This window comes from Paraburkholderia sp. MM5496-R1 (assembly GCF_050436205.1).
Lineage (GTDB): Bacteria > Pseudomonadota > Gammaproteobacteria > Burkholderiales > Burkholderiaceae > Paraburkholderia > Paraburkholderia tuberum.
On sequence record NZ_JBNDLT010000002.1, the window covers coordinates 150,672 to 174,123 of the forward strand.

Consider the following 23,452-nt stretch of genomic DNA (forward strand, 5'->3'; position numbering starts at 1 on the left):
CATGGCGGAACTCTATCTGGTGCGGCATGGGCAAGCGTCTTTCGGCGCTGAAAACTATGACGAGCTTTCATCTTCGGGCTTTGCCCAGTCGCGCTGGCTAGGCGAATACTTCGCGCAGTCGCACCTGAGCTTCGATCGCGTCGTGACCGGCACGATGCGGCGGCACGCTCAAACCGCCGACGCCTTGCTCACCGCAATGGGCGGCCAGCCGGTAGAGATCGTGCAGGACGCCGGTTTGAACGAGTACAATTTTCACGCGCTGTTTTCCGCGCTGGGAGAAAGCGGTCCGGCGTCGGGTCCCGTGGCCGAAAGCTCGATGAAGCACTTCTACAAGGGACTCAGGCAGGTCTTGCAGCTTTGGTCCGAAGATAAATTGCCGGGACGCATTCCCGAGACCTGGGGAGAGTTCCAGGCGCGTGTAGAGCACGCGCGTCTCGCCATTCAGCGTTCGGGCGGCAAGCGCGTTCTGGTGGTGAGTTCGGGGGGGCCGATCGCCGTCTTCACCCAGCAGATCCTGAACGCACCCGCGGCCGCGGCCATCGCGCTCAACATGCAAATCCGCAACAGCAGCGTGAGCCAGTACGTCTTCAACGACAGCGCGATGTCGCTGGTCACCTTCAACGCGTTGCCGCATCTCGAACAGATCGAGGGGCGCGAACTCGTTACCTACGGCTGATTCGAATCCGGATTCCCGCGCCATGATGAATGCAAGTCTTCAGTTCGATGTCGTTGCCCTCACACGCTACCTCGAGGCACACGTACCTGCCTTTCAGGGACCTATGTCCGTCGAGAAGTTCGCGGGCGGCCAGTCGAACCCCACGTTTCTCCTCGAAGCGCAAAGTGGCCGCTATGTGCTGCGGCGTCAGCCGCTGGGTGAACTGCTCAAGTCGGCCCACGCCGTGGACCGCGAATTTCGTGTGTTGAGGGCGCTTAGCGGTACGCCGGTTCCTGTTGCGCGGGTCTTGCACCTTTGCGAGGACCGAGAAATGATCGGCAGCATGTTCTACGTGATGAGCTTCGAAGAGGGTGAAATCTACTGGGATCCGTCCTTGCCCGCATTGGACGTTAGCGAGCGCGGCGCCATCTACGACGCGCTGATCGGCACGATGGCCGCTCTGCACGATGTGGATGTCGTGGCCGTTGGCCTTGCCGACTATGGCCGCGCGGGCAACTACTTCTCGCGCCAGATCGACGTGTGGACCAAGCAGTATCGCGCGGCGCAGACCGAAGACCTCGACACCATGGAAGCCCTGATCGACTGGCTGCCGGCGCACTGTCCGGCCGAAATGGGGAAGCCTTCGCTCGTGCACGGCGACTTTCGCATCGACAACCTGATTTTTCACCGCGGCACGCCGCAGGTTCGCGCGGTGCTCGACTGGGAACTCTCCACGCTTGGCAATCCGCTGGCGGACCTCGCGTACTTCTGCATGTGCCTGCGGCTTCCGCCCAGAGGTCATATCGTCGGTCTCGCCGGGCTGGACCGGGCTGCGCTTGGCGTGCCGGACGAGGCTGCGATCGTAGAGCGGTATTGCCGGCTGCGGGGCATAGGGGCGATCGAGAACTGGAATTTTTACCTCGCGTTCAGCTTCTTCCGGCTTGCCGCCATTGCGCAGGGCGTGAAGAGGCGTGCGCTTGGCGGCAACGGGTCGAACGAGAAGGCGCGTCAGGTCGGTGAAATGGCCGGTGCGCTCGCGCAGATGGGTTTCGACCTCATCTGACGCCTGGCGGTTGATACATACACGTGGATATGTCGAGGAGACAGTTGTGAGTACCCATTTATTCGATCTGCAGGGCAAGATTGCATTGGTCACGGGAGCCAGCCGTGGCATTGGCGAAGAGATCGCGAAGCTGCTCGCAGAACAGGGCGCCCATGTGATCGTATCGAGCCGGAAGCTCGAAGACTGCGAGACGGTGGCACGCGGGATCAAGGAGGCGGGCGGGAGCGCCGAGGCGTACCCGTGCCACGTGGGGCGTCTCGACGACATTCAGGGCGTTTTCCAGCACATCCGCTCGCGGCATGGCCGGCTTAACATCCTCGTGAACAACGCGGCGGCGAATCCGTATTTCGGCCACATTCTCGATACCGATCTTTCGTCGTTCGAAAAAACGGTGGAGGTCAACTTGCGTGGCTACTTCTTCATGTCGGTCGAAGCGGGCAAGCTGATGCGCGAGCACGGCGGCGCGATCGTCAACACGGCTTCTGTCAATGCGCTGCAGCCCGGCGACAAGCAGGGCATCTATTCGATCACGAAGGCCGCCGTGGTCAATATGACGCGCGCGTTCGCTAAGGAATGCGGCCCGTTCGGCATTCGCGTGAATGCGTTGCTGCCGGGCCTCACCAAGACCAAATTCGCCGGCGCCCTGTTCGAAGACCAGGCCATCTACGAAGCGTGGATGACGAAGATTCCTCTGCGCCGGCATGCAGAGCCGGGCGAGATGGCCGGCACGGTGCTGTATCTCGTCTCCGATGCGGCGAGCTACACCAACGGCGAGTGCATCGTTGTTGATGGCGGACTGACGATCTGATCAAGCGAGCGGCGCACGATTGATGCTCGCGCCGCACGACATTCACAAGGATTCAAGGGAGAGCAAAATGGACTTCGCCTATAGCCCGAAAGTCGAAGCGCTGTGCGCGCAGGTGCGTGCGTTCATGGACACGCATATCGTGCCGCGCATCCACCAATGGCACGAAGAAGTGAGCGCGGGACAATATCCCGTTTCCTTCATGGATGACTTGAAGGAGAAGGCGCGTGCGGAGGGCCTCTGGAACCTGTTCTTGCCGCATCTGCACGACGACGAGCCCGGCGCGCGGCTGACCAACCTCGAGTACGCCCCCCTTGCTGAGATCATGGGGCGAGTTTCCTGGGCCTCGGAAGTATTCAACTGCAATGCGCCGGATACGGGCAACATGGAGCTGCTCCATATGTTCGCCACGCCTGCCCAACGCAAGAAGTGGCTCCAGCCGCTGCTCGACGGCAAGATCCGTTCGGCGTTTGCGATGACCGAACCCGCGGTGGCTTCTTCGGATGCAACCAATATCACCACGTCCATTCGTCTCGATGGCGACGACTACGTGATCGACGGCCGCAAGTGGTTCATCACGAATGCAGCGCATCCGAATTGCGAGCTGTTTATCGTCATGGGCAAAACGGACCCGGACGCACCCGCGCATCGTCAGCAAAGCATGATTCTCGCGCCGCGCGACACACCGGGTGTGAAGATCATCCGTAATATCACGGTGGTCAATCACACGGCGCCCGAAGGCCACTGCGAGATCGAATTCAGGGGCGTGCGCGTGCCGCGCTCGAATCTTCTGGGCGAAGAGGGTAACGGCTTTGCGCTCGCCCAGGCGCGGCTTGGCCCGGGGCGCATTCACCACTGCATGCGCTCGATCGGCGCTGCCGAGCTCGCGCTCGAGTTGATGATCGAACGGGCGCAGGCGCGCACGGCGTTCGGCAAGAAGCTATATGAGCACGGCAGTGTTGCGGAGTGGATCGCGAAGTCGCGCATCGAAATCGATCAGGCTCGTCTCTTCGTGCTGAAGGCTGCGTGGATGATCGACAACGTGGGCGCCAAGGAGGCACGCAAGGAAATCTCGATGATCAAGGCGCTCGTGCCGAGCGTGCACACCGCCGTGTGCGAGCGGGCGATACAGACCTTCGGCGCGATGGGCCTGAGTCCCGACACGCCGCTGGCGGACAGCTGGACCTGGGGGCGCGCGCTGCGTTTCGCCGATGGCCCGGACGAGGTGCATCTCCAGAGCATTGCGCGCATGGAGATCAAGACGCGGCCCTATGAGCCGGGCCATGAGAATCCATACCTGACGCCTGCGGTGTAGGGCATGGTAGCGCGCGCATGGGCTGCCGCTCGTGCGTTAGCGAGACGTCTCGCGATTGCTTCGGGACTCGTCCAATAGCGATCGCGTTTCTGCCGAAGACTCTGCAACGACTTCTGTCCCGGGGGGGCAGTGTTGGGCATTCAACCATATGCCGCCGGCGATCAAGATGACTGGGACGAGCATGATCACGACGTGGATGTGGCGCGGATAGATTTCTGTAATCAAGCGTTGGTCATTGGGCGTCCAAAACCGGCGATAGCCTATCCTGCGATCCCTCGTTTCAATGTCCGTTTTTATCTCCCGGCTAAGCGCTTTCAGCGAGGTTGGCCGGGAATTTCCGTAAGGTGGCCAGATGCGTCCGCGGGATGCACCCCATGAATCCGCTGTTCTTCCTTTGCTCGACCGCACACCGTATCTCATGGTGCGGGATGTCGATTGAACGAGTCTGCATACTGGGCAGGCGGATTTCTGCGTAGTGATCCGGTCCACTGCCGCTACCTGAATGTCAAATGTCTGCGAGGGCCGCGGCTGGAGTCGGTAATCGCACGCGCTGAATCGGCAACGTCGATTCAGCTCCGGGCGGCTGTTGATCTCCTAAAATCTCGCCGGTCTTTCCCAAAGATATGCAGGCAGGGCTATCGGGAGTTCGTAGAGTAAGGGATATAGTCTGCGAGACTATCGTGTCTCTATCGGCTCGCAGTTCCATTGTGTGAATCCTGATGGCCAGCACGATTCAGCCCGTTGCCTGTGATCGTTCTGCGCCTGCGCCATCGTGAAGTTTGCCCGGAATCCCTTCGCTACGTCTTTCCGGACATCAGCCCGGTCCGTTGCTCGTGCCAGACGTGTCCCAAATATTTCCTTTATTCCGACGCGATCCGTCTGATTCCATGACGTTCCGATAGCGAAAATCCGGCCAAAAACAGGTGTTGACGAGGTCTTCCCGAGTGAACAAGATGGGATAAAGAGAGCACGACGGAGCGAGCCATGCCAGTTGCGAAAAGCTATACCCGGGCGCAATGGGATGAGCTTGTCCGCACTCTGGAATCACTGCCGGTCAAGCCAGAGGCCGAGCAGCGTGTCTCTATTACCGATGCGCTGAAAGAGATGCGTCTGGTAATCGGTGCGGTGAGGAAGAAGGGATATACGCTGGAAGAAATCGTTGAACATGCACGGAAGAAGGGCGTTGATTTTAGCGTTGGCTCTGTCAAGTACGCGTTATACCCATCGAAGAAAGACAAACCAGCTCGACAGTCTGCAAAGGAATCGGCACGAGACAATGCCGCGCCATCGCCTCGTACGAAGAAGGTAAGCAAGGACGATGTACCGCGCGCGGAGGCTGTCAGAGAAAATCAAAAGCAGGATGCGGGAGAGATTGTCAGTAGGCCGGGAAGCATGGTGATGCGTGACGCGTTCTCATTCGAGATCAGGCCTGACACCGAGAACCTTTAGAGGATTCAAATGGACATGACGACTTACCCCATCTATCTCGTTGGTGGCAGCAAGGGCGGCGTAGGCAAGAGTTTTGTTGCGCTCGCGCTGGCCGATTATCTGCTACGGCGGGATATTCATGCGGCGCTTGTGGAAACGGATACCTCCAACCCAGACGTGATGAAAGCAGTCCAGGATGATATGCGCTGCATTGCCTATAACCTGGACGATGCAGACGGCTGGATCGGCCTTGTCAATTTCTGCGACGAGCAACGAGACGCAGCGATCGTTGTCAACACGGCGGCGCGGAGCCAGACGGGTGTTGAGCAGTTCGGGGCGACACTGGCCGGCGCGCTTGGCGAGCTTCGGCGCCGGCTTGTTGTCCTGTGGGTGATCAACCGGCAACGCGACAGCCTTGAATTGCTGAGCGCTTTCAACGAGACGTTCCCGGACGCGGTGATGAACGTCGTACGCAATGGCTACTTCGGTCCGGCGGACAAGTTCACGCTGTATCAGGGGTCGCAGCTTCGCCGTTCCATCGAATCGCGCGGTCACTCACTGGATTTTCCTGATCTTGCGGATCGGGTCGCGGACGAGCTTCGCAGTCAGCGCATGTCGATTCGCAAGGCAGCGGAGACGATGCATATCGGTGAACGGGTCGAGCTATTGCGTTGGCGTTCGTTGTGCGATGCCATGTTCGCCAAGGTAACGGTCGATGGATAGCAGGCAGGGCAGGCCGGTGGACGAGCTCGCCTGTCTGTTTCTCGACGTCACGGGCGAATTGCCCGACGATGCCAGTGTGCTGCGAATGCGTCGGGTATCGAGTGCGCTCAACCTCCGCGACAACGATGCGCTGTGGTCTGTGCTGGTCATGCTCGAGCACTACGGGCGACTCTACGAGGCCATGCCGGAGCGCATCCGGCAGGCAGGCGCGGGCAGTCTGGATGTCGTGCGGACGGAGGCGCGGGCAGCGACGGATGCGTTGATGACGCAGCATCGTGACGCGCTCGCGCGCTGCAAGGCCACGATTGAACTGGCCGGGCAGATGATCGATGAACATGAGGCGCGCTACCGGGCCGCGCTTGCGGCGCTGAACGATGAGGCGCTGGCTACACTCACGCAGCGGGCGGCGAATCACATTGCCCGCGTTGCCGGTAACCGGCTCGTGGGGGCGACGGCTGTCGCCGTACGTGACCAACAGAAACGGATCGATACGACGCTCACGTCATTCGAGCGCCTCGCCCTGCGGCGGCTCGTGCGGGCGTGCTATGGGCTGGTCGTCGGCGGACTGATTGTGATGCTGCTGGCCGCGGCCGCAGGCGGGCTGGCCGGATGGTGGGCTGGCGTCCATTGGGTGCGGGCAGACGGCTCGCCGTCTGCCCGCACGGGTTATACCTCGTCGGTGTCACCCTCCATGAATTCAGCGGCGTGGCGGAGCACGTCTGCAGCCGCGTCGTTCTGGTCGAAGGCGATCATCGGTGCCCGGTAGCCTTCATCTTCGGCGCGGGCAAGGGCCATGTCGTAGTGCTTGCCTTCGTTGTATTGCAGATCGGTGGCTTCAACGAACGTCAGGGAGAGGTCGGGCGAGCCTTCGGCATTGATGGTGAGCACAGCCATGCGGATGCGGTTGGTCATGATGTGTTCCAACGGTTCAAGTCTGGCAGGCGGCGCATTCGGGCTTGCCGCCTGCCTCGTCCCGTTGCGGGGCGAAAGGTGGGATCACGCTACGAGGGGGCCGGATTGCGCGCTGTTCATGCTGTCCGAAGTCGGGTACGGCCACGACGTCAGCGGGCTACTGGCGACAGGGGCGGCTTCTGCGCCGGCGGGCGTATCGTTGACGTGTTCCGTGCCGTTACCGGCATCCGGCTCAGCATCGACGTCTTCATCTTCCGGTGTGTCGTCCGCGCCGTTGCCGGTATCGCCCGCATCGGCGCCGTCTTCATCCTCGTCGTCACGGTTTTCCCGTGACGGCGTGGCCGGGGCTTCGCGATCGGTGAGTATTTCCGGGAGCCATGCCACCTTTGCGAGCCGAAGCTCGGCGGCGGCTGCCGCGTCGGTCTTCCTCATCTTGTTGAGGTCGGTGGCGGCTTTCGGTGACACGGCAGCGGAGACAACCTCCGCGATGCGTGCCTTGCTGACGTGATCGAAATACGTCGCACGCGTCGGCGTCCAGTACCGGGTCATGTCGAGGTTCAGCGCACCCGCAAGCGTGTTGATCGCATGCGGTTTTTCCTCGCCCGCGATGCCGTCGAGCAGGGTGCCGGTGCAGAATGCAAGCAGGTCGAGCAGCGTCGTGACGGGGTCCTGTTCGATCAGCCACGGCAGCAGGTCCGCTCGTCTGGCAGGCAGTTCATCGATCCAGCGCGTCCGCTGCGTCTCGATGGCGTTCCACGCGGGGCTGGCGGGCAGGTCGTCGGCCGCGCGCAGCAGACTGTCGTGGTTGTTCTCGCCGGACAGTGTGAGATAGCTGCGCGCAGACGTGTGCCCGAAGTGCTCGGGCAGTGCCTTCGGGGTCAGGTAGTGCAGCAGGGCGACGAGCGCCATGGCGGGCTGGGCGACCAGTTCCGCGTGGACGGCAGCGGTACGGTGCGCCGTGAGCCGCTGGCAGAGCTTCGCGCTGTGGACGGGTTTGATCTTCGGAGCCTTGGTGGACGGCGCGTCCGGGCCTTCGGCTGCGGCGATGCCGGTGACGGTTGCCCCTGCCGCGTCCAGTGCCGCGCTGTTCTCGCGCCGCACGAGGCCGCGCTCGATGACGAACTCACCCTGCGGCCCGACAATCACGAATGCGCCCGTCTCGGCCATCTGATGCGTGTCCCATGCGAGCGCTCGGTTTTCGAGTGCGATGAGCATCGCATTGACCCGCTCAATTTCGTCGTTGAGCCGGTCGGCTTCCTCATAGGCGCTTTCGTCGTCCTCCGCCAGCGCTTCGATTTTTTCGGCGAGTTCATCCTGCTGCGCGGTGAGGGCGTCCATTTCGCGCTGCTCGTCCTCGGTGTATGGGCGCTGCACCGGGCGCAACCTGCCGTGGCGGTTCAGTTCGACAAAATCGCGTTCGATGCGCGTTTCCGTCCAGCCCCATCCCTCGGCCCGCACTTCGGCGGCAGCAGCGTCGAGCTTCTGCGCGACGAGCTTCTGCAGCAGTTCGGCGTCGGCGATGTAGCCCGAGTTTTCGTCGTCGCTGAACAGATCGCGGCGAATGTAGCCGCCCGCTGCTTCATAGGCGGCGAGGCCGACGAATCGGACGAGGCGGCTGCGGCTCGCATCGATTTCGGCGCGCGTGATCGCCTGTCGCAGGTAGTTCGGCTGGCGCTGCCACTCGTTCGCCTCGGACCAGATGTGTTCCTGCGTTTGGTGGTCGTCTGCGAGGGCGAGTGCGGCAAGCTGTTCGAGCGTGATCGCGTCCTCGCGCAGCTTGGCGAGCAGCTTGGGCGATACGTTGGCGAGCTTCATGCGCCGCTTGACCGTGAGCGGCGAGGCGGAGAAAAGCGCCGCGATGTAATCGACGCTACGCCCTTCCTCGGCCAGCATCCGGTATGCGCGCAGCACGTCGAACGGGTCGAGTGCTTCGCGTTCGCTGTTCTCGATCAGCGAAATGGCGAGGGCTTCGCCTTCGCTGACGATTCGCACCGGCACCGGATAGTCGGCCACGATATGCTTCTGTTCGAACAGCAGGTCGAGCGCGGCTTCGCGGCGCTGGCCCGCGCAGACGCCATACCGGCGCTGCTTGCCACGCGATCCCTTCATCTCGTGGACGACGAGGTTTTGCAGCAGGCCCCTCGCCCGGATGTTGGCGGCGAGCGCCGGGATCCCCGACAGCGGTTTCGTGCGGGCGTTGAGCGGTGAGGGCCGCAGGCTGGAATACGGCACGGTGACGAGCGGCTGTTCGTCGCCGAAGTTGGTTTCGAGCGGCGAGACGGCTTCGTCGGTGTTCGCCTTGACGGTTTCGACTTGAGCTTGCATGACTGACTCCAGAAAAATAAAAAGGAAGGTTCCGGGTCAGGTGCTGTCCGATTCCACCAGGACGTGACCCGGATAGGAGTCCTGATGGAATGTGACGGAACGAGAGCGGTAAAACGCTCCCGCCCCTGCGGCGCTTACTCCTTCATCTGGCGCATGGCGTCAGCGAGCATCCACAGCGCACGGTTGAGCTTCACGTTCTGGTCGATGCCGGTGATGGGGCGCGTGGACATGGTGCGCCCGCTGCGAGAGCGCCCGTGCAGGCCGCCTTTGGTGAGGTTTTCCTGCACCCGGTTAAAGACCGTCCAGAGATCGTCGTGGCGATCTTCGAAACGGCGCGGCACCAGTAGCTGACTTTCGGTGACCGGGGCGGCTGCCTCGGCGTCGGCCGGGTCGTAGCGCAGGGCGAGGGCGGAGCGGGCGAACGCATGCTGTTCGTCGAGGTTCAGTTCGACGGCTCGCATACCTTCCTTCTGCACGCGGATCAGGTCGAAGCCGTCGAGAACGTCAAACGCGCCGTTAATCACGTTCTGTACGACGTTGCCTTTATGCGGTACGCGAATATCGGCGATGTTCTCGCCCGCGACCATGCCGTTCTGACAGACAAAGCGGAACGTGCCTGCGAGCATCTGGTAGCTGCTGGTGCCGTCATGAGAATTCAGCAGCACGATCTCATCGGCTTCCTCGCCAGTGATCTGATCAGCATGGCGAAGCCGCAGCATGTGCTTCGTGAATTCGCGCTTGCCCTGATCGCGCACGCGGGTCTGGCAGATCATGAACGGTTGGAAGCCTTCGGTCCGAAGACCGCGCAGGACGTCGATGGTCGGAATATAGGTATAACGTTCCGAACGGCTTTCGTGCTTGCCATCAGCGAAGATGGACGGGGCGACGCGTCGGATCTGATCGTCTGAAAGCGGCGAGTCAGCGCGCAGCATCGGGGAGCCGTAATGGAAAGAGGAAGCGAGTTGCATGGCAGTCTCCACAGTCAAGGTTGAGGACCTGAACCGGGCGATGGAATGTGGTTTGCCGTTGCGGCTGGACACTTTCCGGTGGAACTCGGGGTTGGCTTTGCTGCCGCCTGGCTCCCTGGCTCCCGCCCGTGCGACTCGAGGAGCCGATAGCGGGCAGGCGTCAAGGAAAAAGGCGAGGGAGGGGTGCGGGCAACACGGTCCCTCGCCCCTTGATGCGTGGCCGCTATCGGCTACGGTCGCGGGTCAAGGGCGGGGAGCTGGGAGCCGGGTGCATGCCGTGCCTCGGGTTGACCGGGCAGGGTTTGGCGCAGGACCCGCGGCGGTGTGATTGATCGTGATACCGAAATAGACAGTGGGGTATGGCTGTGCCGCGGCTTGGTGACCGAGACGGGATTGAACGAGGCACGCGGCCCGGTTCATACTGCGACAGCTCGCTGTCTTCAATCATCCCTGCAGTCCATCTGCCGTCGTTAGGGGCGCCGCGGGATCTGCGGCTGTTCAACCACGACTTGCGGGCATTCACCGACGCGAGGCTGAATACAGCTTCTCGGCCTGAGCCGTCATTCGAGCATCGGTGCCGGTCAGACGGGTATGGGGCGCTTTCCTGTCATTGACAGGTCGGTGGTCGCGAATGACTCGTCCCGCGGAAAGCGAACGAGTACTTGCGACCCATCTCTGCCATTCGAGTTGTCTTCTGTTGAACGGCCGGTTCCAGAGGTAAACCGTCATCGTATCCGTCTCGCCGAATGAGCCAAGGCAGCCCTCTTGACGGCGAACGAAACCGACACCCAGTTGAATACCGTTCGCGGGCCAGTGTGGTCACCGCATCAAAGTCTTGCCCGGTCGCCAGATGTTTGTGATCAGCGCTCATGAACGCGAACTTTCGGTCGAGGCTTTTATTGACCATTTTGCCATTTTCTGGCCCGGACTTTATTCTTCGCATGTTTCCGCGCGGGCTGATGTCGGTCGGCTTCAAGAAATCCTTCAAGCCTCATCCGCCTGTGCCGTTAGCACGATAGATGCATCCGTAAAACAATGCCCCGGCCGCGCGCGTCCGTGCGGAATGTAGGCCGCCGATAAATATATGAAGACGGTTGAAATCTTGGCCTTGCACGGCCGAAGAGTGTTTTCCCATGATTGACGCTTTCATCTGCAGGGCCGCCGACGGCGCTGCCCCGGGCGTGCCGACGATCGAAGCCCAGCTACGGGTAGCGCGGGACTGCGGCCGGCCGTGGGCTGGGACATGGGCCTGGTATCGCGCAGACGAGCAGTTGCACCTTGCCGGCCAAGGCGACGCATCGCTCGAGTGGCCGCAAAACGTCGCCGAGGCAGAGCTTGCGCAGTTGTGCGCACTGTCTGGCTGGCACCGCTGGCCCACGGGCCGTGGCGAAAGCGTGCTCGGCTGGCTCGTCGCACCCGCCGAATTTTCCGGCGACGAAACCCTGTGCGATTTCGCCCGCAACTTGGGCGAGCGCATGCAGACGGATGCTCTCGCGCGCGCCCAGAACACGCAGCGCGTGCTGTATGAGATTGCCTATCTTGCGAGTTCGGTGCGCGAGCGCGCGGAATTCCTGCAGCGCGTTCATGAGCGCCTTGGTACTTTGATCGACGCCGAGAACTTCTATCTCGCGCTGTACGAGCGCAACAGCGGCAAGATCACCTATCCGCACTACGTCGACTCGATCGACACCGAGGTCATCGAGGCTGAAAACTACGACGTCCTCAATCCCGAGCGCCTCTCGATGACCGCGTACGTGTTGACGACCGGTCAGCCGCTCCTCGTCGATGCCGCGATGATCAGCGCCGCCGAGGCGGAAGGCAGGTTATACCCCATCGGCAGCGACCGTCCCGAATTCTGGATGGGTGCGCCGCTGAAGAACGCATCGGACGAAGTGTTCGGCATGCTCGCGATGCAGGTCTACGACGTCTCGCGCGTCTACAGCACCGAGGACCGCGCGCTCTTCCTCGTGGTGGCGCGACACGTGGCCATGGCGTTGGACCGGATTCTGCACCGGGCCGATCTCGAAGAACAGGTTGCACAGCGCACATCCGAACTGTTGCGGGTCAACGCGGCATTGCGAGAAGGCATCGTCGAGCGCGAGCGCGCCGAACACCTGCAAGCGGCGCTCTTCCAGATTGCGGAGTTGTCGAGCCACCCTGGTGACATGGTCGAGTTCTTTCGCAGCCTGCATCACATCGTCGGAGAACTGCTGTATGCGCGCAATTTCTACATCGCGCTCTTCGATGCCGAAACGGAGGTCGTCTCTTTCCCCTATTACGTCGACGAGCGCGACGCCGAACCGCCGCCGCGGCGCCGCGGCCAACGTGGCTTCACCGAATATGTGATACGTCAGCGCCGCCCGTGCCTCATCGATGCGGGCGAGGCGTCGCGGTTGATTGCCGATGGTGTGATCGTTATTCACAACCCGAGCTTGCAGCTGTGCTCGTGGCTCGGCGTACCGCTGTTCGATGGCGACGACGTGCGCGGAGTGCTCGCCGTACAAAGCTACACGCCGCTCGTGCACTACTCGCAGCGCGATCAGGAACTGCTGACGTTCGTGTCGCACCATATTGATACCGCGCTGTCGCGCCGGCGCGCCGCCGAGGCCCTGCACGCGGCGAACGCGGAACTTGAAGCGCGTGTGCAAAACCGTACGCGGGAGCTCGACAACGCCAACGCTCGGCTGGTATATGAAAATTCGCACGACGCGCTCACTGGCCTGCCCAACCGCAGCCATCTGCTACGCCGGCTGCAGGAAGCGTGGTCCGCTTTTCGCGAGGACGGCTGTCTGGTGACGGTGATGTTCATTGATCTGGATCGCTTCAAGGTCGTGAATGACAGCCTCGGTCATCATTGCGGCGACCTGTTGCTCATGCAGGCGGCCGAGCGCTTGCGTGCCTGCCTGCGTAGCACTGATCTGTTGGCGCGTCTCGGCGGCGACGAGTTTGCGGTGCTCTCACCGAATGCCCCATTGGACGATACCGTCGCCATCGCCGAGCGCGTTCTCGCGGCGTTCGATCTGCCCTTCCATATCGACGAACACGTCGTGTTCTCGTCATGCAGCATTGGCATCGTGAACGCGGACAGCCAGTACCATAGCGAGCCCGCCGATCTTTTGCGCGACGCCGATATTGCCATGTATCGCGCGAAAAACGCGGGGCGCGATAGCTTCGTCGTGTTTAGTCATGAGCTGTGGCGGGAGGTGTTGGATCAGGTGGAACGCGATGGCGCACTGCGCAACGCGCTCAAACGCGACGACGAACTGCTGCCGTTCTTCCAGCCGATCGTCGATGTGACGACAGGCGATGTTGTCGCACTCGAAGCGCTGATTCGCTGGCGGCAGCCCGATGGGCGCATCGTCGGCCCGGGCGAGTTTTTGCCGAGGGTCGAAGGATTGCGGCTGATCGGGCGGCTCGACCTTTACATGCTCACGCGCGTCGCTGCCATTCTGTCAGAGCCGCAGCACGCAAACTGGCCGCGCCTGCACGTGAACTGTTCAAGTTACAGCATAACGCGGCCTGAGTTCGCCGACGAGGTCCTCGCGCTATTGCACCGGCATGGCATCGCGCCGTCGCGTGTGTGCCTTGAACTGACGGAAAGTGCGCTCGTGGCCGAACCCGAGCTCGCACGCAGCACGATGCAGCGTCTCGCGGATAACGGCATGTCCGTTGTGCTGGATGACTTCGGGGCGGGCTTTTCGTCGTTGAGTTACGTGCATCAGTACCGCTTCAGCGGCCTGAAGATCGACAAGTCGTTCATTCTCGAACTCACGGCGAGCGCACGCAGCCGTGCGATCGTGATGGCGATCGTGTGCATGGCGGAATCGCTCGGTCTGACGCTCGTCGCGGAAGGCGTCGAGGATGCCGAGACGCTCGCCGTGCTGCGGGAGATGGGCGCTGCTCAGGCGCAGGGGTATTTCTTCGACAAGCCGATGCCGCTTGACGCCCTTATGCGCTCGTCGCACTGGAAGCGCCTGGCGAGCAACGGTGCGCAAGCGCAGGCTTCTTTAGACGAATCCTCCTACTTACCGACCACGAGTTGATCGACAGCCAGGTCGGTCGATAGGCGAGCGTCCCTTTCAATGTCCGCGCTGATGCAAAATTGGCCGCTGCCGATCCAATTTTGACCATGGCGGCCGATGGCATGAGAACCGGTCGTGGATGCGTGATGAAGCAGCATTCATCTCGCGAATCGAATGGCCATTTGTTGGGTGGAGGCGACGTCTGAATGTCCGAACGATGGTGCGGTCGAATGACGCATCATGGCCGAGTTTTGCCTGATGCAATCGGCATGGTCTACGTCGAATTACGGGGGGAGCGTTGCAGCGCGCTCTTTTCACAGTAGCGGTTCCCCGCTCGAGCCGTTATTGGCCGTGCTGGCTCAAAACCTCCGAAAGATTAAGGCCGACAGAAGCGAGTTGCGTCGTGACATGAACCCGCTCGGTATAACCGTATTCGAACGCATTTCGCGGGCCGTCTCCGATGGCGCGCGAGAACATTCCGACGACCTGTCCACTTGAATCGAACACCGGAGAGCCGCTGTTTCCCATCGAACCGTCGAGGTCAGTTGTGAAGTAATCAGATCCATCCACCGCCGTGACTTTTCCAGTCGAGACCCGGAGCGAACCGTCAGCATCTTTATAGTCGAGCTCGTTCAGCTTTTGCTTATTGCGCGCGCTACGCAGTGGAAATCCGGCCATCCAGACGGTCTCACCTGGCGCCGTGATCCGTTCGCTGAGTGCCAAATATGCCTCGGGCGACGGCTCGATCCGCAGAAGCGAGGTGTCTTCCCGCAATTCGCTGATGTTTTCACCGCGCTTGCGCAGTGCCCTTGCCAGCGGAGGGTTGGATACGAGCCATACGGCCTTCGCCTCCTGCCATTCCCATTCGCCGGCCGATCCTCGCCGCGCAATCTGAGCCTTGAGTGATTTGCAAAGCGTCTCGGCTGCCTCGACGCCGTTCTCTCGCTGATGATTCGCCACTTCCGCAGTCACAAGATGGTAGTTTGTCAGCACGTATCCGTCCGGCGATATCGCGAACCCGCTACCCCCTCCATCCAGTTCGATTCGCGCCGGCCAGTCTGCATTGCGTCGGACGAGTTTGGCGAATTCGTGTCGAACCATCCCCATTGCGAATACTGGATCGTCAATCTTCTTCACATCGTCCAGAGTGAAATAGCGGTACCAACATTCGGACCCGTCCGGTAATGACTCATTGCGCGCGAGCGCAACAGCTTCCTCGCTACTGTTCGCAATGTCGATCACAAGAATTGTCTTTGGCATGATGCGTACCATCGATGCGATGAGCCTATCTTTGTCGACATGTGGCACGGTCAGTCTAGACGGGTCGAACATTCCTTCGGACATGCATACCTCATGGCGTCGATAGTTGAACGGTGACAAGGTCAATCAGGCTCCGAATGCCGATTGTCGACCATTCCGGGACGACTGTCGAACGTCTCAAATTGGCCGGTTGGAGGCAATCGATTTGCTATGGACTACGAAGCGAGTCGGGAAAGGTGCTAGAGTGAATGGCACTTACTTAAGCCTACATGGAGGAGAAGACGCGGGTAAGTGCTTGAAGAGAAAGGGAGGGGGCTGATCCAGGGATTGATACGATGGTTGTTACCAGGCAAACACCGTCTCATTCCAAAGATCAGCCCCCATGGATCGTAATGCACGAAGTCATCACAGGCAAACACGAAGCAGGGTTCAAAGCCGGGCGTGCAGGGCCCAGGCGGTAGACTACTTCAACATACTGACGAGCCCGGGGCTGTTGGGCATAACGGAAGCGTATTTGCCAGAACATCGGGAACGGCTGTATCCGCCGACGGTGACACTGTCGATGTTCATGCGCCAGGCGCTGGAAGAGGACGCCTCCTGTCAGAAGGCAGTCAACGGGTGGGCGGCGCAGCGAGCTGCCGACGGGCTGCGGCCCATGAGTGTGCGTACGGGAGGCTACTGCCGCGCTCGCCAGAGACTGCCGCTGACGATGGTGCGGGAGTTGGCGCGCGAGACGGGGCGCCAACTGCATGAGCAGGCCGAGCCTGCCTGGAAGTGGCGCGGGCGCCCGGTCAAGCTGGTTGACGGCACCGGGATCTCGATGCCCGATACGCCGTCGAACCAGGCCCGTTTCCCGCAGTCCAGTGCTCAGGCCGAAGGAGTGGGCTTTCCATTGGCCTATCTGGTTGCGGTGATCTGTCTGGCAAGCGGCGCAGTACTGGAGTCGGCGGTCGGAACTTACGCGGGCAAAGGCAGCGGGGAGCTGACGGCGTTTCGCATGCTGCAAGGCACGTTTCGCAAAGGTGACGTGATCGTCGCCGATGCCTTGTACTGCCACTACTTTCTGATGGCCTCAATGATCGCCGCCGGGGTGGACGTCGTGATGGAACAGCATGGGGCACGCCGCACCGACTTTCGGCGAGGCCGGTCCCTGGGCACGCGCGATCACATTGTGACGTGGCCCAAACCCCGGCAGCGTCCTGACTGGATGACGCATGAGCAGTACCAGGCCTTCCCCGATGAGCTGATGGTGCGCGAGTCCAGGCTGCATCACCGGGTGCTGGTCACCACGATGCTTGATGCACGCAAGACCAGCAAACAGGACCTCTCGCAGTTGTACGCCAGGCGCTGGAACGTGGAACTGGATCTACGTAACATCAAGACGACGATGGGCATGGATGTGCTGCATTGCCAGACTGCCCACATGAACGAAAAGGAGATCTGGGTCCATCTGCTGGCCTACAACGTGATTCGGCTGCTGATGGCTCAGGCCGCCAGTCACCATGCCACTGACCCGAGAACACTGAGTTTCAAACACACGGTGCAGTTATGGACTGAATGGCTGGCCAGAGGTCTGACGGCAACTCACAACCAGAGTCTCCTGTTCAACCTGATCACGCAGTCTTGCGTTGGGAGTCGCCCCGGTCGCATCGAACCACGAATGCGCAAACGAAGACCGAAGTCCTACCCATGGCTGAAAGAGCCTCGTCACATCGCACGTGAGCGCGTCCAAAAATATGGGCACGCTCCACGGGCTTAAGTAAGTGCCATTCGTGCTAGAGTGTCTTACACGCGGATCCGTTCCACCTCGTCCAGGCTGATCTCGTCGTGGCGCCGGTCATACAGCTGCGTGGTGCGCGTCGACGCATGATTGGCCATTGCGGCGGCGTTCTCGAGCGTGCCGCCGTTTTTCAGATACGCGGTGATGCCGGTCGCGCGGAACGTATGGTTGCCGATGGCCGTGCCGATCCCGGCCGCCAGTGCCCGGCGCCGCACCATCGCATACGCGTTCGCCTGCGGCAGCGGGGTCGTGCTCAGCCGCCCGGTGCCGCGCGCGATCGTGCGGAACAGCGGCCCCTTCGGATCGGCACTGATGCCCGTGCCATCGAGATAGGCGTGCAGATACGCTTCCAGTGTATGGTGACACGGCATCTCGTGGCGCTTGCCGCCTTTCTCGCGCAGGCGCACCCACAGCCGCCGGTGCTGCACATAGACGTCATCGACCCGCATCGCCAGCGCCGCACCAATCCGCGCGAACGAAAACACCATCAGTGCAATCAGTGCACGGTCGCGCAGGCCCACGGGCGTCGTCACATCGATGCGGTCGAGCAGCTGCCGCGCCTCGGCCGCATCGAGCACCGGCGTCCTGCCCTTTTTCGTGGTGTGGCTCGGCCCGCGCACCGACGCGGCCGGGTTGTGCGGCACGATCTGGCCAGTCACGAGCCAGTCAAACAGATGCCGGATCGCCGCGAGCCGCTGCCTGGCGGTCGGCGCCGATAACGTCTGCGTCTGCAGTTCGATCCACGCGGCGACATGCAGCGGCTGCACGGCGGTGATCGATGGCACGCCGGTGCCAGCGCACCACGCGAGAAAATCCCCCGCGGCGCGCGCATACGCACGACGCGTATGCGGGTTGCGGATCGCCGACGCGAAGAATTCCAGAAAACGGATACCCGCCCGTTCACCGGCGGCGATGACCAGCGCGGGTGGGGCAATGCTTTCGCGCAAAAACCAGCTGCGTCATGGTTGGCCTGGCCAGAAAGCAGTATCGAGAATCTGTTCGCTGGTGAACGGGCACGCCGACGGCATCAGCGCGCGCGTGAGGCCGGTGGCGTCACACGCATCGTCCTGGGCGCGGCGCCACGCCCGGGTCAGCGTTTCGGGCCAGTCCTGGCGCAAGCTGGGCGCGTCGGCTAGCAGGCGCGGGATCATGTCGCGCTCTTCCTGGATCGTCACATACCACCTGGGCTGCCGGTCGCCCTCGAGCAGCGACCATTGCAGCAGCGACTGGATGAGCCGGGCCATGCGTTCGTCCAGTTCGCCGTGCAGCGCCCGCGCGAGCGCTTCGAGCTCTTCCGCGATGTTGTCGCGATCCAGGTCGGCCGCACCCGCCCGCAACCGGGCGGCCTGCTCGCGGGCCCATAGCGCAAAGTCCGTGTTGTAGTCCCTCATGTCAACGTCCTGTATCCGGACGCGCCGGGCGCGCCCGCAGACTGTGTGAGACCACCACGGGCCAGCGACTACACCCCCAGGAGCTTACCGACCGTCTCACTGAACTCGCTGGTCGCGTTGTCGACCGCTTCGTCAGCCTCGTCGTCCAGGTTGTCGACGTTTTCATCGAGGACCTCCTGCAGCCTCAGGTATGCGGCAACAATGCCGTCCAGCTGGTCACTGCCCACGCGCGCATACACCGCCTCCCCCAGCGCTTCCATGAAGTCCCCCCGGCTGCCACCAATCAGGCCGTCTGCGTTGTTTTCCAAATCGTCCTTGAACTGCTCGACATCGGCCATGTTGGCGCTCCAGAAAAGTGAGGTCCGGTGTAGCCGGATATGACGGGCGATCGCAGGGCGCGGCCGCTCGTGAAAGTGTGCCTGCTCCGGCGTCCCCTGCACATCCGGCCGGACACTTCTTCTATATCTGATAAAGGGCATTATCCTTCATATTGGCACCGTGCTCCTGCGGACCCATTGCCCATTCCTCGCAATGGACCCTCTTGCCGTCCCGGTCAGCCGCGGATGGTCGCGCCGCTCTTTCCTCGAAACGTGGCATCTGACCAGACGGTCAGCGGACGCGCAATGTCCACGCTGAACCGCGCTTCCAGCACGGGAATATCGACCCAACTTCCGGCGTGCAAAGGGCGCCCGCCGCGGCACCCGGGATGACAAGTCGTCGCCATTGCGGTCATTGGGTCGATCGTCGGCCATGGGCCGCTATGGGTTGGCTCTGCAGTCGTTGGCCATCGGTTAGGGATGCCCTGAGGCAGGGGCAAGGCTAGCTTCCGATAAGGCAGCACTTCTTATACTTGCGCCCGCTACCGCAGGGGCACGGATCGTTTCGGCCGACCTTCTTAGGTCGCTCCCGTTTCCCTAGCACCGCCCTCAGCCCCTGATCGATTGGCATTGGAGTCAACATGTTTCGGGTTCTCTCGTCCATGTCCGCGTCTGGGGCCCATGGATAGGTCAGAGAAACTCCGAACCGTACGTTCTGCCCGTCGGAACCCATGCACAAGCCGAACCATTTCGCAGCTTTCTGCTTGTATTTCCTGCGTTGGCAGTAGGATTGCAAGCGCGGTAACGCGACATGTGTCGGCTCATCATTACAGTGGAAAGTGATGCCCGAGCCGCTCTCAGAGTAGGCGAATGACGCGTCATGCACCTTGCCGTCTGCACGCGTGCGTGCTGCCAGCCGATCGACTACATGGCTGATTTCGGTGATGGCCTGCTCGCTCATCTCCAGGAGCATAAAACCTAGATCGATAGTCGCAGGTTCTGGTCGCGCCTCGATCTCCTTGACCACTCGACCGATTGTCGTGCTACCGAAGCGGGTCAAAATGCCATCCGGGGTGGCCGCACCTTGTATGCCGGTGCGCCGAACTGCCATAGCAACATCGAGCCCGGCGGTAAAGTCATCGCCAATTTGCATGAGGTCGACGTCGCCCTGCACCCAAAGGTTCTGCTTGAGGTGGTAGCCGAGAACCGTCAGCTCATGCGAAGCCATAATCTGCTCCGCGTAGTTGGCGCGGCGGTTGACATAGCTAAGAAATTGTAGCGGGGTCTGCAACATCTCTGTCATGACATCAAGGGCGAACACATCCATCACCAACGGTGCCTGCACGCAGTCGATATTCTCGGTTTGGAGGAACTGCCGCGCCTGGAAGCTCAGCGCCGGGTAGTGGTCGCTGACAACGCAGAAAAGATAGACCTCTCGAATATCCGTTGGCAGAGCAAGTTCGCTTCCGTCTGCCAACACGAGCTTACGACGCTTATCGAGGAGGCACTTCGCGCAGGTGATCCCTTGGTCATAAGCCGCCTGCACCGCCTTCTTAAAGTCGTCGCGGATGCTTTGGTCGTTTCCCTTCCGCGCTTCCAGCGTCAGTCGCTTAGACTTAGCCTGCACGATCACGACCCGATCACCCCACACTACAAGCACATCAATGTCGGACACCTTCGCAGCTTTCGTCTCAAATATGTCGACGTTCAAGTACACCCGATCGGCCCCAAAGACCAGCCCAAGGCGCTCTGCCACGAACATCTCGGTGAAGTCGCCCCGGTTCTTGTCTAGCGTCGGGAGATACGCCTTGTCTCGGGCCATCCAGTAGAAAGGCGACTCGTAGATCGTCTCAGCAAGCGAATAGGATTGCAGCGATAGGAACTCGCCATCCGGCATTCGCAGCAAAGGCGTCGCCGTGATGGCGTTGAAATCATGTAGGGACTTAAACGCCGCATTGCGTTCGTTGGACGGTAGTTGGAATGCGCTCAGGATCCGCTCGACCAAGCTGACTTCGAGCTTTACCTTTGCCGCAATATCCGCAGCGGAGAAGGCGAAGAGCGGCAGCATGGACCATTGATCGCGATGCTGCTTTCGCAGGCGCTTGCGCGTCGCATCGAAATTGTCGGCATAAACCTGTTCGATCCCCACGGCAACCAACGATGCCTGTCCGATTGTGAAGCCCCTATTTGCCTCCAGCCACGGCGCATCGGCGGCATATTTTCGCGGTGCGAGATCGAGGTACTGGAAGTTGTAAGCCCCCTCTCCAGTATAGAAGATCGGTTCTCGTAGGAATTGGCCCATCGAGAACGGGTTTGAAGTGCCGCTTTCGAGCACTTCCTTGGTTAAGCTCGTGAAAACATCTCCGGACAAGCGGCTATGTAGTTGCTCCAGAAGTCGCTCGCTGTCTTCGATGTACTCCTGTATGACCTTCGGCGCAGGTAATGACCAATCAATTTCGGACTTGACCATCAAGCCCATTAAGGTATTGATTTCGGCCCGGACGAGCCGAGAAGGAGACGACATTTTCGCCATGTCGGCCTCTTTTATGGTATCCACATAGAGGACGACGTTATCGCGAAAACATAAGTGTGCTAAAGCATGGACGTAGCCCGCACGAGTGCAAAGCGCCGCCAGGTCGGCGAAGATGTCCTGTTCTGAGCGAGGTGTCATTTTCATAATAGCCAGCTTGGCCAATGCCATAGTATCTTCGGCAAGATTGGTTGCCCCAGCTATTATGCACAGGTACTACTGCGGCCGCATTAGAGGTACCACATGACATCGTGACAGTTATCGGAGTCGGGCTCTCAGGCCATACGCAATGCTGGTTAGAAACCCGTCGCTTCGTTAATCGAACCCTGTCAGGAGGTGCCAAAGGTAGGCGCGCTCGGTCACATGCCACGTGAATGCATCAATGAGCGGAGCAAGGGGGTCCCTCGTCGAGCCAGTAGAAATTCGTGAATTGAACCGATATTGTGTTCGCCATGGCAGCGTCCTAAAGCGAGACCGCCACGTCAATGCGCAGCGGAAGTCATGTTCAGAGCTACGCCGATCAACCCTTCCAGAAGCCGCGTCACCAGTGACCAGTTACGTAGCCCGTACTATCTGTGCGAAGTTTCGACCTAAACGTACGGGAAGAGAGCACGCAATCGCTCGAAGCGAGCGCGACATTCGCCGCCGAAATGCGAATGTCTGTAATGCGGCGTGGAGCTGCCTCGCATGCACCTTCAGCCGACCGTCGGCTTTGGCCGAGTGGACTAAACCGCTCGCGCGGTAGGGGGCTGCGGCCCGTCTCTGGCGGCGAATGGGAGGCCAGTGGCGCCGGCGCTTATGTTGGTGGTTGAGGCAATCCGCCTCGTCCTCCAGCAGGAGCCCCATCATGACCTCCTCCGATCCGGGCATCAGCCCGCTGCGCCGCCGTATGCTTGAGGACTTGCGCATGCGCAAGTTCGCACCCAAGACCCAGGCCGCCTACCTGCGTGCCGTACGTCAGTTCGCCCGATACCTCGGGCGTTTACCCGATACCGCCACGGTCGAGGACCTCCGGGACTATCAGCTGCATCTGGTCGATCACGGCGCGTCGCCGGTGTCGCTGAACGCCGCGATCAGCGGTCTGAAGTTCTTCTTCGAAGTCACGCCCGGCCGGCCTGAGCTGATGGCGCGGATGCAGCCGGTACGCGTGCCTCGCACGCTCCCGGTTGTGCTCAGCCCCGAGGAGGTGCGCCGGCTCATCGCGGCAGCCGGAAACCTCAAGCATCAGACCGCGCTGTCGGTCGCCTATGGCGCCGGGCTGCGTGCGAGCGAAGTGGTCGCCCTCAGGGTCAGCGACATCGACAGCCAGCGCATGACCCTGCGCATCGAGCAGGGCAAGGGCCGCCGTGACCGCTACGCGATGCTCTCGCCGGTCCTGCTCGAACGTCTGCGCGTCTGGTGGCGCGTTGCCCGTGCCCAGGGCTGCATGCTCGATGGCGGGTGGCTCTTTCCGGGCCTCGATCCGATTGACCCGCTCAGCACGCGGCAACTGACCCGCGCCATCCATGCGGCCGCCGAGACCGCAAACATCGACAAGCGCGTATCCATGCACACGCTGAGGCATTCCTTTGCCACGCACCTGCTGGAACAGAAGGAGGATATCCGCGTGATCCAGGTGCTCCTTGGACACAGGCCAGATCGAGACCACCACGCTCTATACCCAGGTTGCCACTGACCTCCTGCGCAAGGTGGTCAGTCCGCTGGACCGCCTGCCCGCCGGCTAGCCCGGCCGCACGCGGAGCACCTCGTGCTGGAGGTCGCGGATATCTTCCGCGCCTGCGGGCCGGCGTGGCGGCGCACGGTAGCGCTGAGCCTGGGGCAGCTGAAGGTCATGTCGGCCATCGAACAGTGCCGCAGTGCGGCACTCGGGGGGCATGTGCTGCGCTGCGCCGGCTGCGACCGGATCGAGGTTGCCTACAACTCCTGCCTTATGGGAAGTTCTGTCTAACGGGGAGAGG

General features: G+C 61.4%; 17 protein-coding genes and 2 pseudogenes. 11 read left to right on the top strand and 8 right to left on the bottom strand.

Going from position 1 to position 23,452, the window contains the following annotated elements:
* Nucleotide 1 precedes the first annotated feature (1 nt).
* From OKW38_RS07495 to OKW38_RS07525, 7 genes are all read left to right on the top strand, one after another.
* Entirely contained in the window at nucleotides 2-676 is a 675-nt protein-coding gene (locus OKW38_RS07495; RefSeq protein ID WP_429360821.1) for a histidine phosphatase family protein, read from the top strand.
* A 22-nt stretch (nucleotides 677-698) separates the two neighbouring features.
* A complete protein-coding gene (locus OKW38_RS07500) occupies nucleotides 699-1,718 on the top strand; it encodes a phosphotransferase (RefSeq protein ID WP_429360822.1) in 1,020 nt (339 codons plus the stop codon).
* Nucleotides 1,719-1,764: 46 nt separating this feature from the next.
* The gene (locus OKW38_RS07505) at nucleotides 1,765-2,526 is read left to right on the top strand and encodes an SDR family oxidoreductase (protein WP_429292832.1); all 762 of its coding nucleotides are present in this window, start codon (nucleotides 1,765-1,767) and stop codon (nucleotides 2,524-2,526) included.
* 67 nt (nucleotides 2,527-2,593) lie between these two features.
* Nucleotides 2,594-3,838: an acyl-CoA dehydrogenase family protein gene (locus tag OKW38_RS07510; protein ID WP_429360824.1), complete on the top strand. Its 1,245-nt coding sequence runs from the start codon at nucleotides 2,594-2,596 to the stop codon at nucleotides 3,836-3,838.
* 984 nt (nucleotides 3,839-4,822) lie between these two features.
* Nucleotides 4,823-5,287 carry a hypothetical protein gene (locus tag OKW38_RS07515; protein ID WP_429360826.1) on the top strand — a complete coding sequence of 155 codons (465 nt, stop codon included), beginning with the start codon at nucleotides 4,823-4,825 and terminating at the stop codon, nucleotides 5,285-5,287.
* Between the two features lie 9 nt (nucleotides 5,288-5,296).
* Nucleotides 5,297-5,989, top strand: coding sequence for a protein mobD (locus OKW38_RS07520; protein ID WP_429360828.1), 693 nt, complete (start codon nucleotides 5,297-5,299; stop codon nucleotides 5,987-5,989).
* Nucleotides 5,982-6,755, top strand: coding sequence for a hypothetical protein (locus OKW38_RS07525; protein WP_429360829.1), 774 nt, complete (start codon nucleotides 5,982-5,984; stop codon nucleotides 6,753-6,755). Before OKW38_RS07520 ends, OKW38_RS07525 begins: the two co-directional genes overlap by 8 nt.
* Here OKW38_RS07525 and OKW38_RS07530 read toward each other — a convergent pair.
* The 3 genes from OKW38_RS07530 to OKW38_RS07540 all read right to left on the bottom strand — a co-directional run bounded on the left by OKW38_RS07530 (nucleotide 6,656) and on the right by OKW38_RS07540 (nucleotide 10,194).
* Nucleotides 6,656-6,901, bottom strand: coding sequence for a hypothetical protein (locus OKW38_RS07530; RefSeq protein WP_187619994.1), 246 nt, complete (start codon nucleotides 6,899-6,901; stop codon nucleotides 6,656-6,658). The genes OKW38_RS07525 and OKW38_RS07530 overlap by 100 nt on opposite strands.
* An 84-nt stretch (nucleotides 6,902-6,985) precedes the next feature.
* Nucleotides 6,986-9,226 carry a ParB/RepB/Spo0J family partition protein gene (locus OKW38_RS07535; protein ID WP_429360831.1) on the bottom strand — a complete coding sequence of 747 codons (2,241 nt, stop codon included), beginning with the start codon at nucleotides 9,224-9,226 and terminating at the stop codon, nucleotides 6,986-6,988.
* A 134-nt stretch (nucleotides 9,227-9,360) separates the two neighbouring features.
* Nucleotides 9,361-10,194: a DUF932 domain-containing protein gene (locus OKW38_RS07540; protein ID WP_429360834.1), complete on the bottom strand. Its 834-nt coding sequence runs from the start codon at nucleotides 10,192-10,194 to the stop codon at nucleotides 9,361-9,363.
* 1,133 nt (nucleotides 10,195-11,327) lie between these two features.
* Here OKW38_RS07540 and OKW38_RS07545 point away from each other — a divergent pair.
* The gene (locus OKW38_RS07545; RefSeq protein ID WP_429360835.1) at nucleotides 11,328-14,237 is read left to right on the top strand and encodes a bifunctional diguanylate cyclase/phosphodiesterase; all 2,910 of its coding nucleotides are present in this window, start codon (nucleotides 11,328-11,330) and stop codon (nucleotides 14,235-14,237) included.
* A 321-nt stretch (nucleotides 14,238-14,558) separates the two neighbouring features.
* Here the strand turns inward: OKW38_RS07545 and OKW38_RS07550 are convergent, their stop codons facing one another.
* A complete protein-coding gene (locus OKW38_RS07550; RefSeq protein WP_429360836.1) occupies nucleotides 14,559-15,560 on the bottom strand; it encodes a S1 family peptidase in 1,002 nt (333 codons plus the stop codon).
* Nucleotides 15,561-15,858: 298 nt separating this feature from the next.
* On the opposite strand from OKW38_RS07550, the gene OKW38_RS07555 reads away from it, so the two are divergent.
* Complete coding sequence (locus tag OKW38_RS07555) at nucleotides 15,859-17,235, top strand: IS4 family transposase (RefSeq protein ID WP_090800641.1); 1,377 nt, start codon at nucleotides 15,859-15,861, stop codon at nucleotides 17,233-17,235.
* Nucleotides 17,236-17,261: 26 nt separating this feature from the next.
* On the opposite strand, the gene OKW38_RS07560 is transcribed toward OKW38_RS07555, so the two are convergent.
* From OKW38_RS07560 to OKW38_RS07575, 4 genes are all read right to left on the bottom strand, one after another.
* A complete protein-coding gene (locus OKW38_RS07560) occupies nucleotides 17,262-18,203 on the bottom strand; it encodes a tyrosine-type recombinase/integrase (protein WP_429360837.1) in 942 nt (313 codons plus the stop codon).
* A gap of 12 nt (nucleotides 18,204-18,215) precedes the next feature.
* Nucleotides 18,216-18,647 (bottom strand): DUF29 domain-containing protein, encoded by a 432-nt coding sequence (locus OKW38_RS07565; RefSeq protein WP_429360838.1) that lies wholly within the window; start codon nucleotides 18,645-18,647, stop codon nucleotides 18,216-18,218.
* Between the two features lie 68 nt (nucleotides 18,648-18,715).
* A complete protein-coding gene (locus OKW38_RS07570; protein ID WP_429332936.1) occupies nucleotides 18,716-18,985 on the bottom strand; it encodes a hypothetical protein in 270 nt (89 codons plus the stop codon).
* A gap of 481 nt (nucleotides 18,986-19,466) precedes the next feature.
* Nucleotides 19,467-21,665 carry an SEC-C metal-binding domain-containing protein gene (locus OKW38_RS07575; RefSeq protein ID WP_429360840.1) on the bottom strand — a complete coding sequence of 733 codons (2,199 nt, stop codon included), beginning with the start codon at nucleotides 21,663-21,665 and terminating at the stop codon, nucleotides 19,467-19,469.
* Nucleotides 21,666-22,341: 676 nt separating this feature from the next.
* Here OKW38_RS07575 and OKW38_RS07580 point away from each other — a divergent pair.
* Nucleotides 22,342-23,218: pseudogene (locus tag OKW38_RS07580) on the top strand (tyrosine-type recombinase/integrase).
* A gap of 23 nt (nucleotides 23,219-23,241) precedes the next feature.
* A pseudogene (locus OKW38_RS07585) lies at nucleotides 23,242-23,421 on the top strand (transposase zinc-binding domain-containing protein); the annotation flags it as partial.
* Nucleotides 23,422-23,452 lie beyond the last annotated feature (31 nt).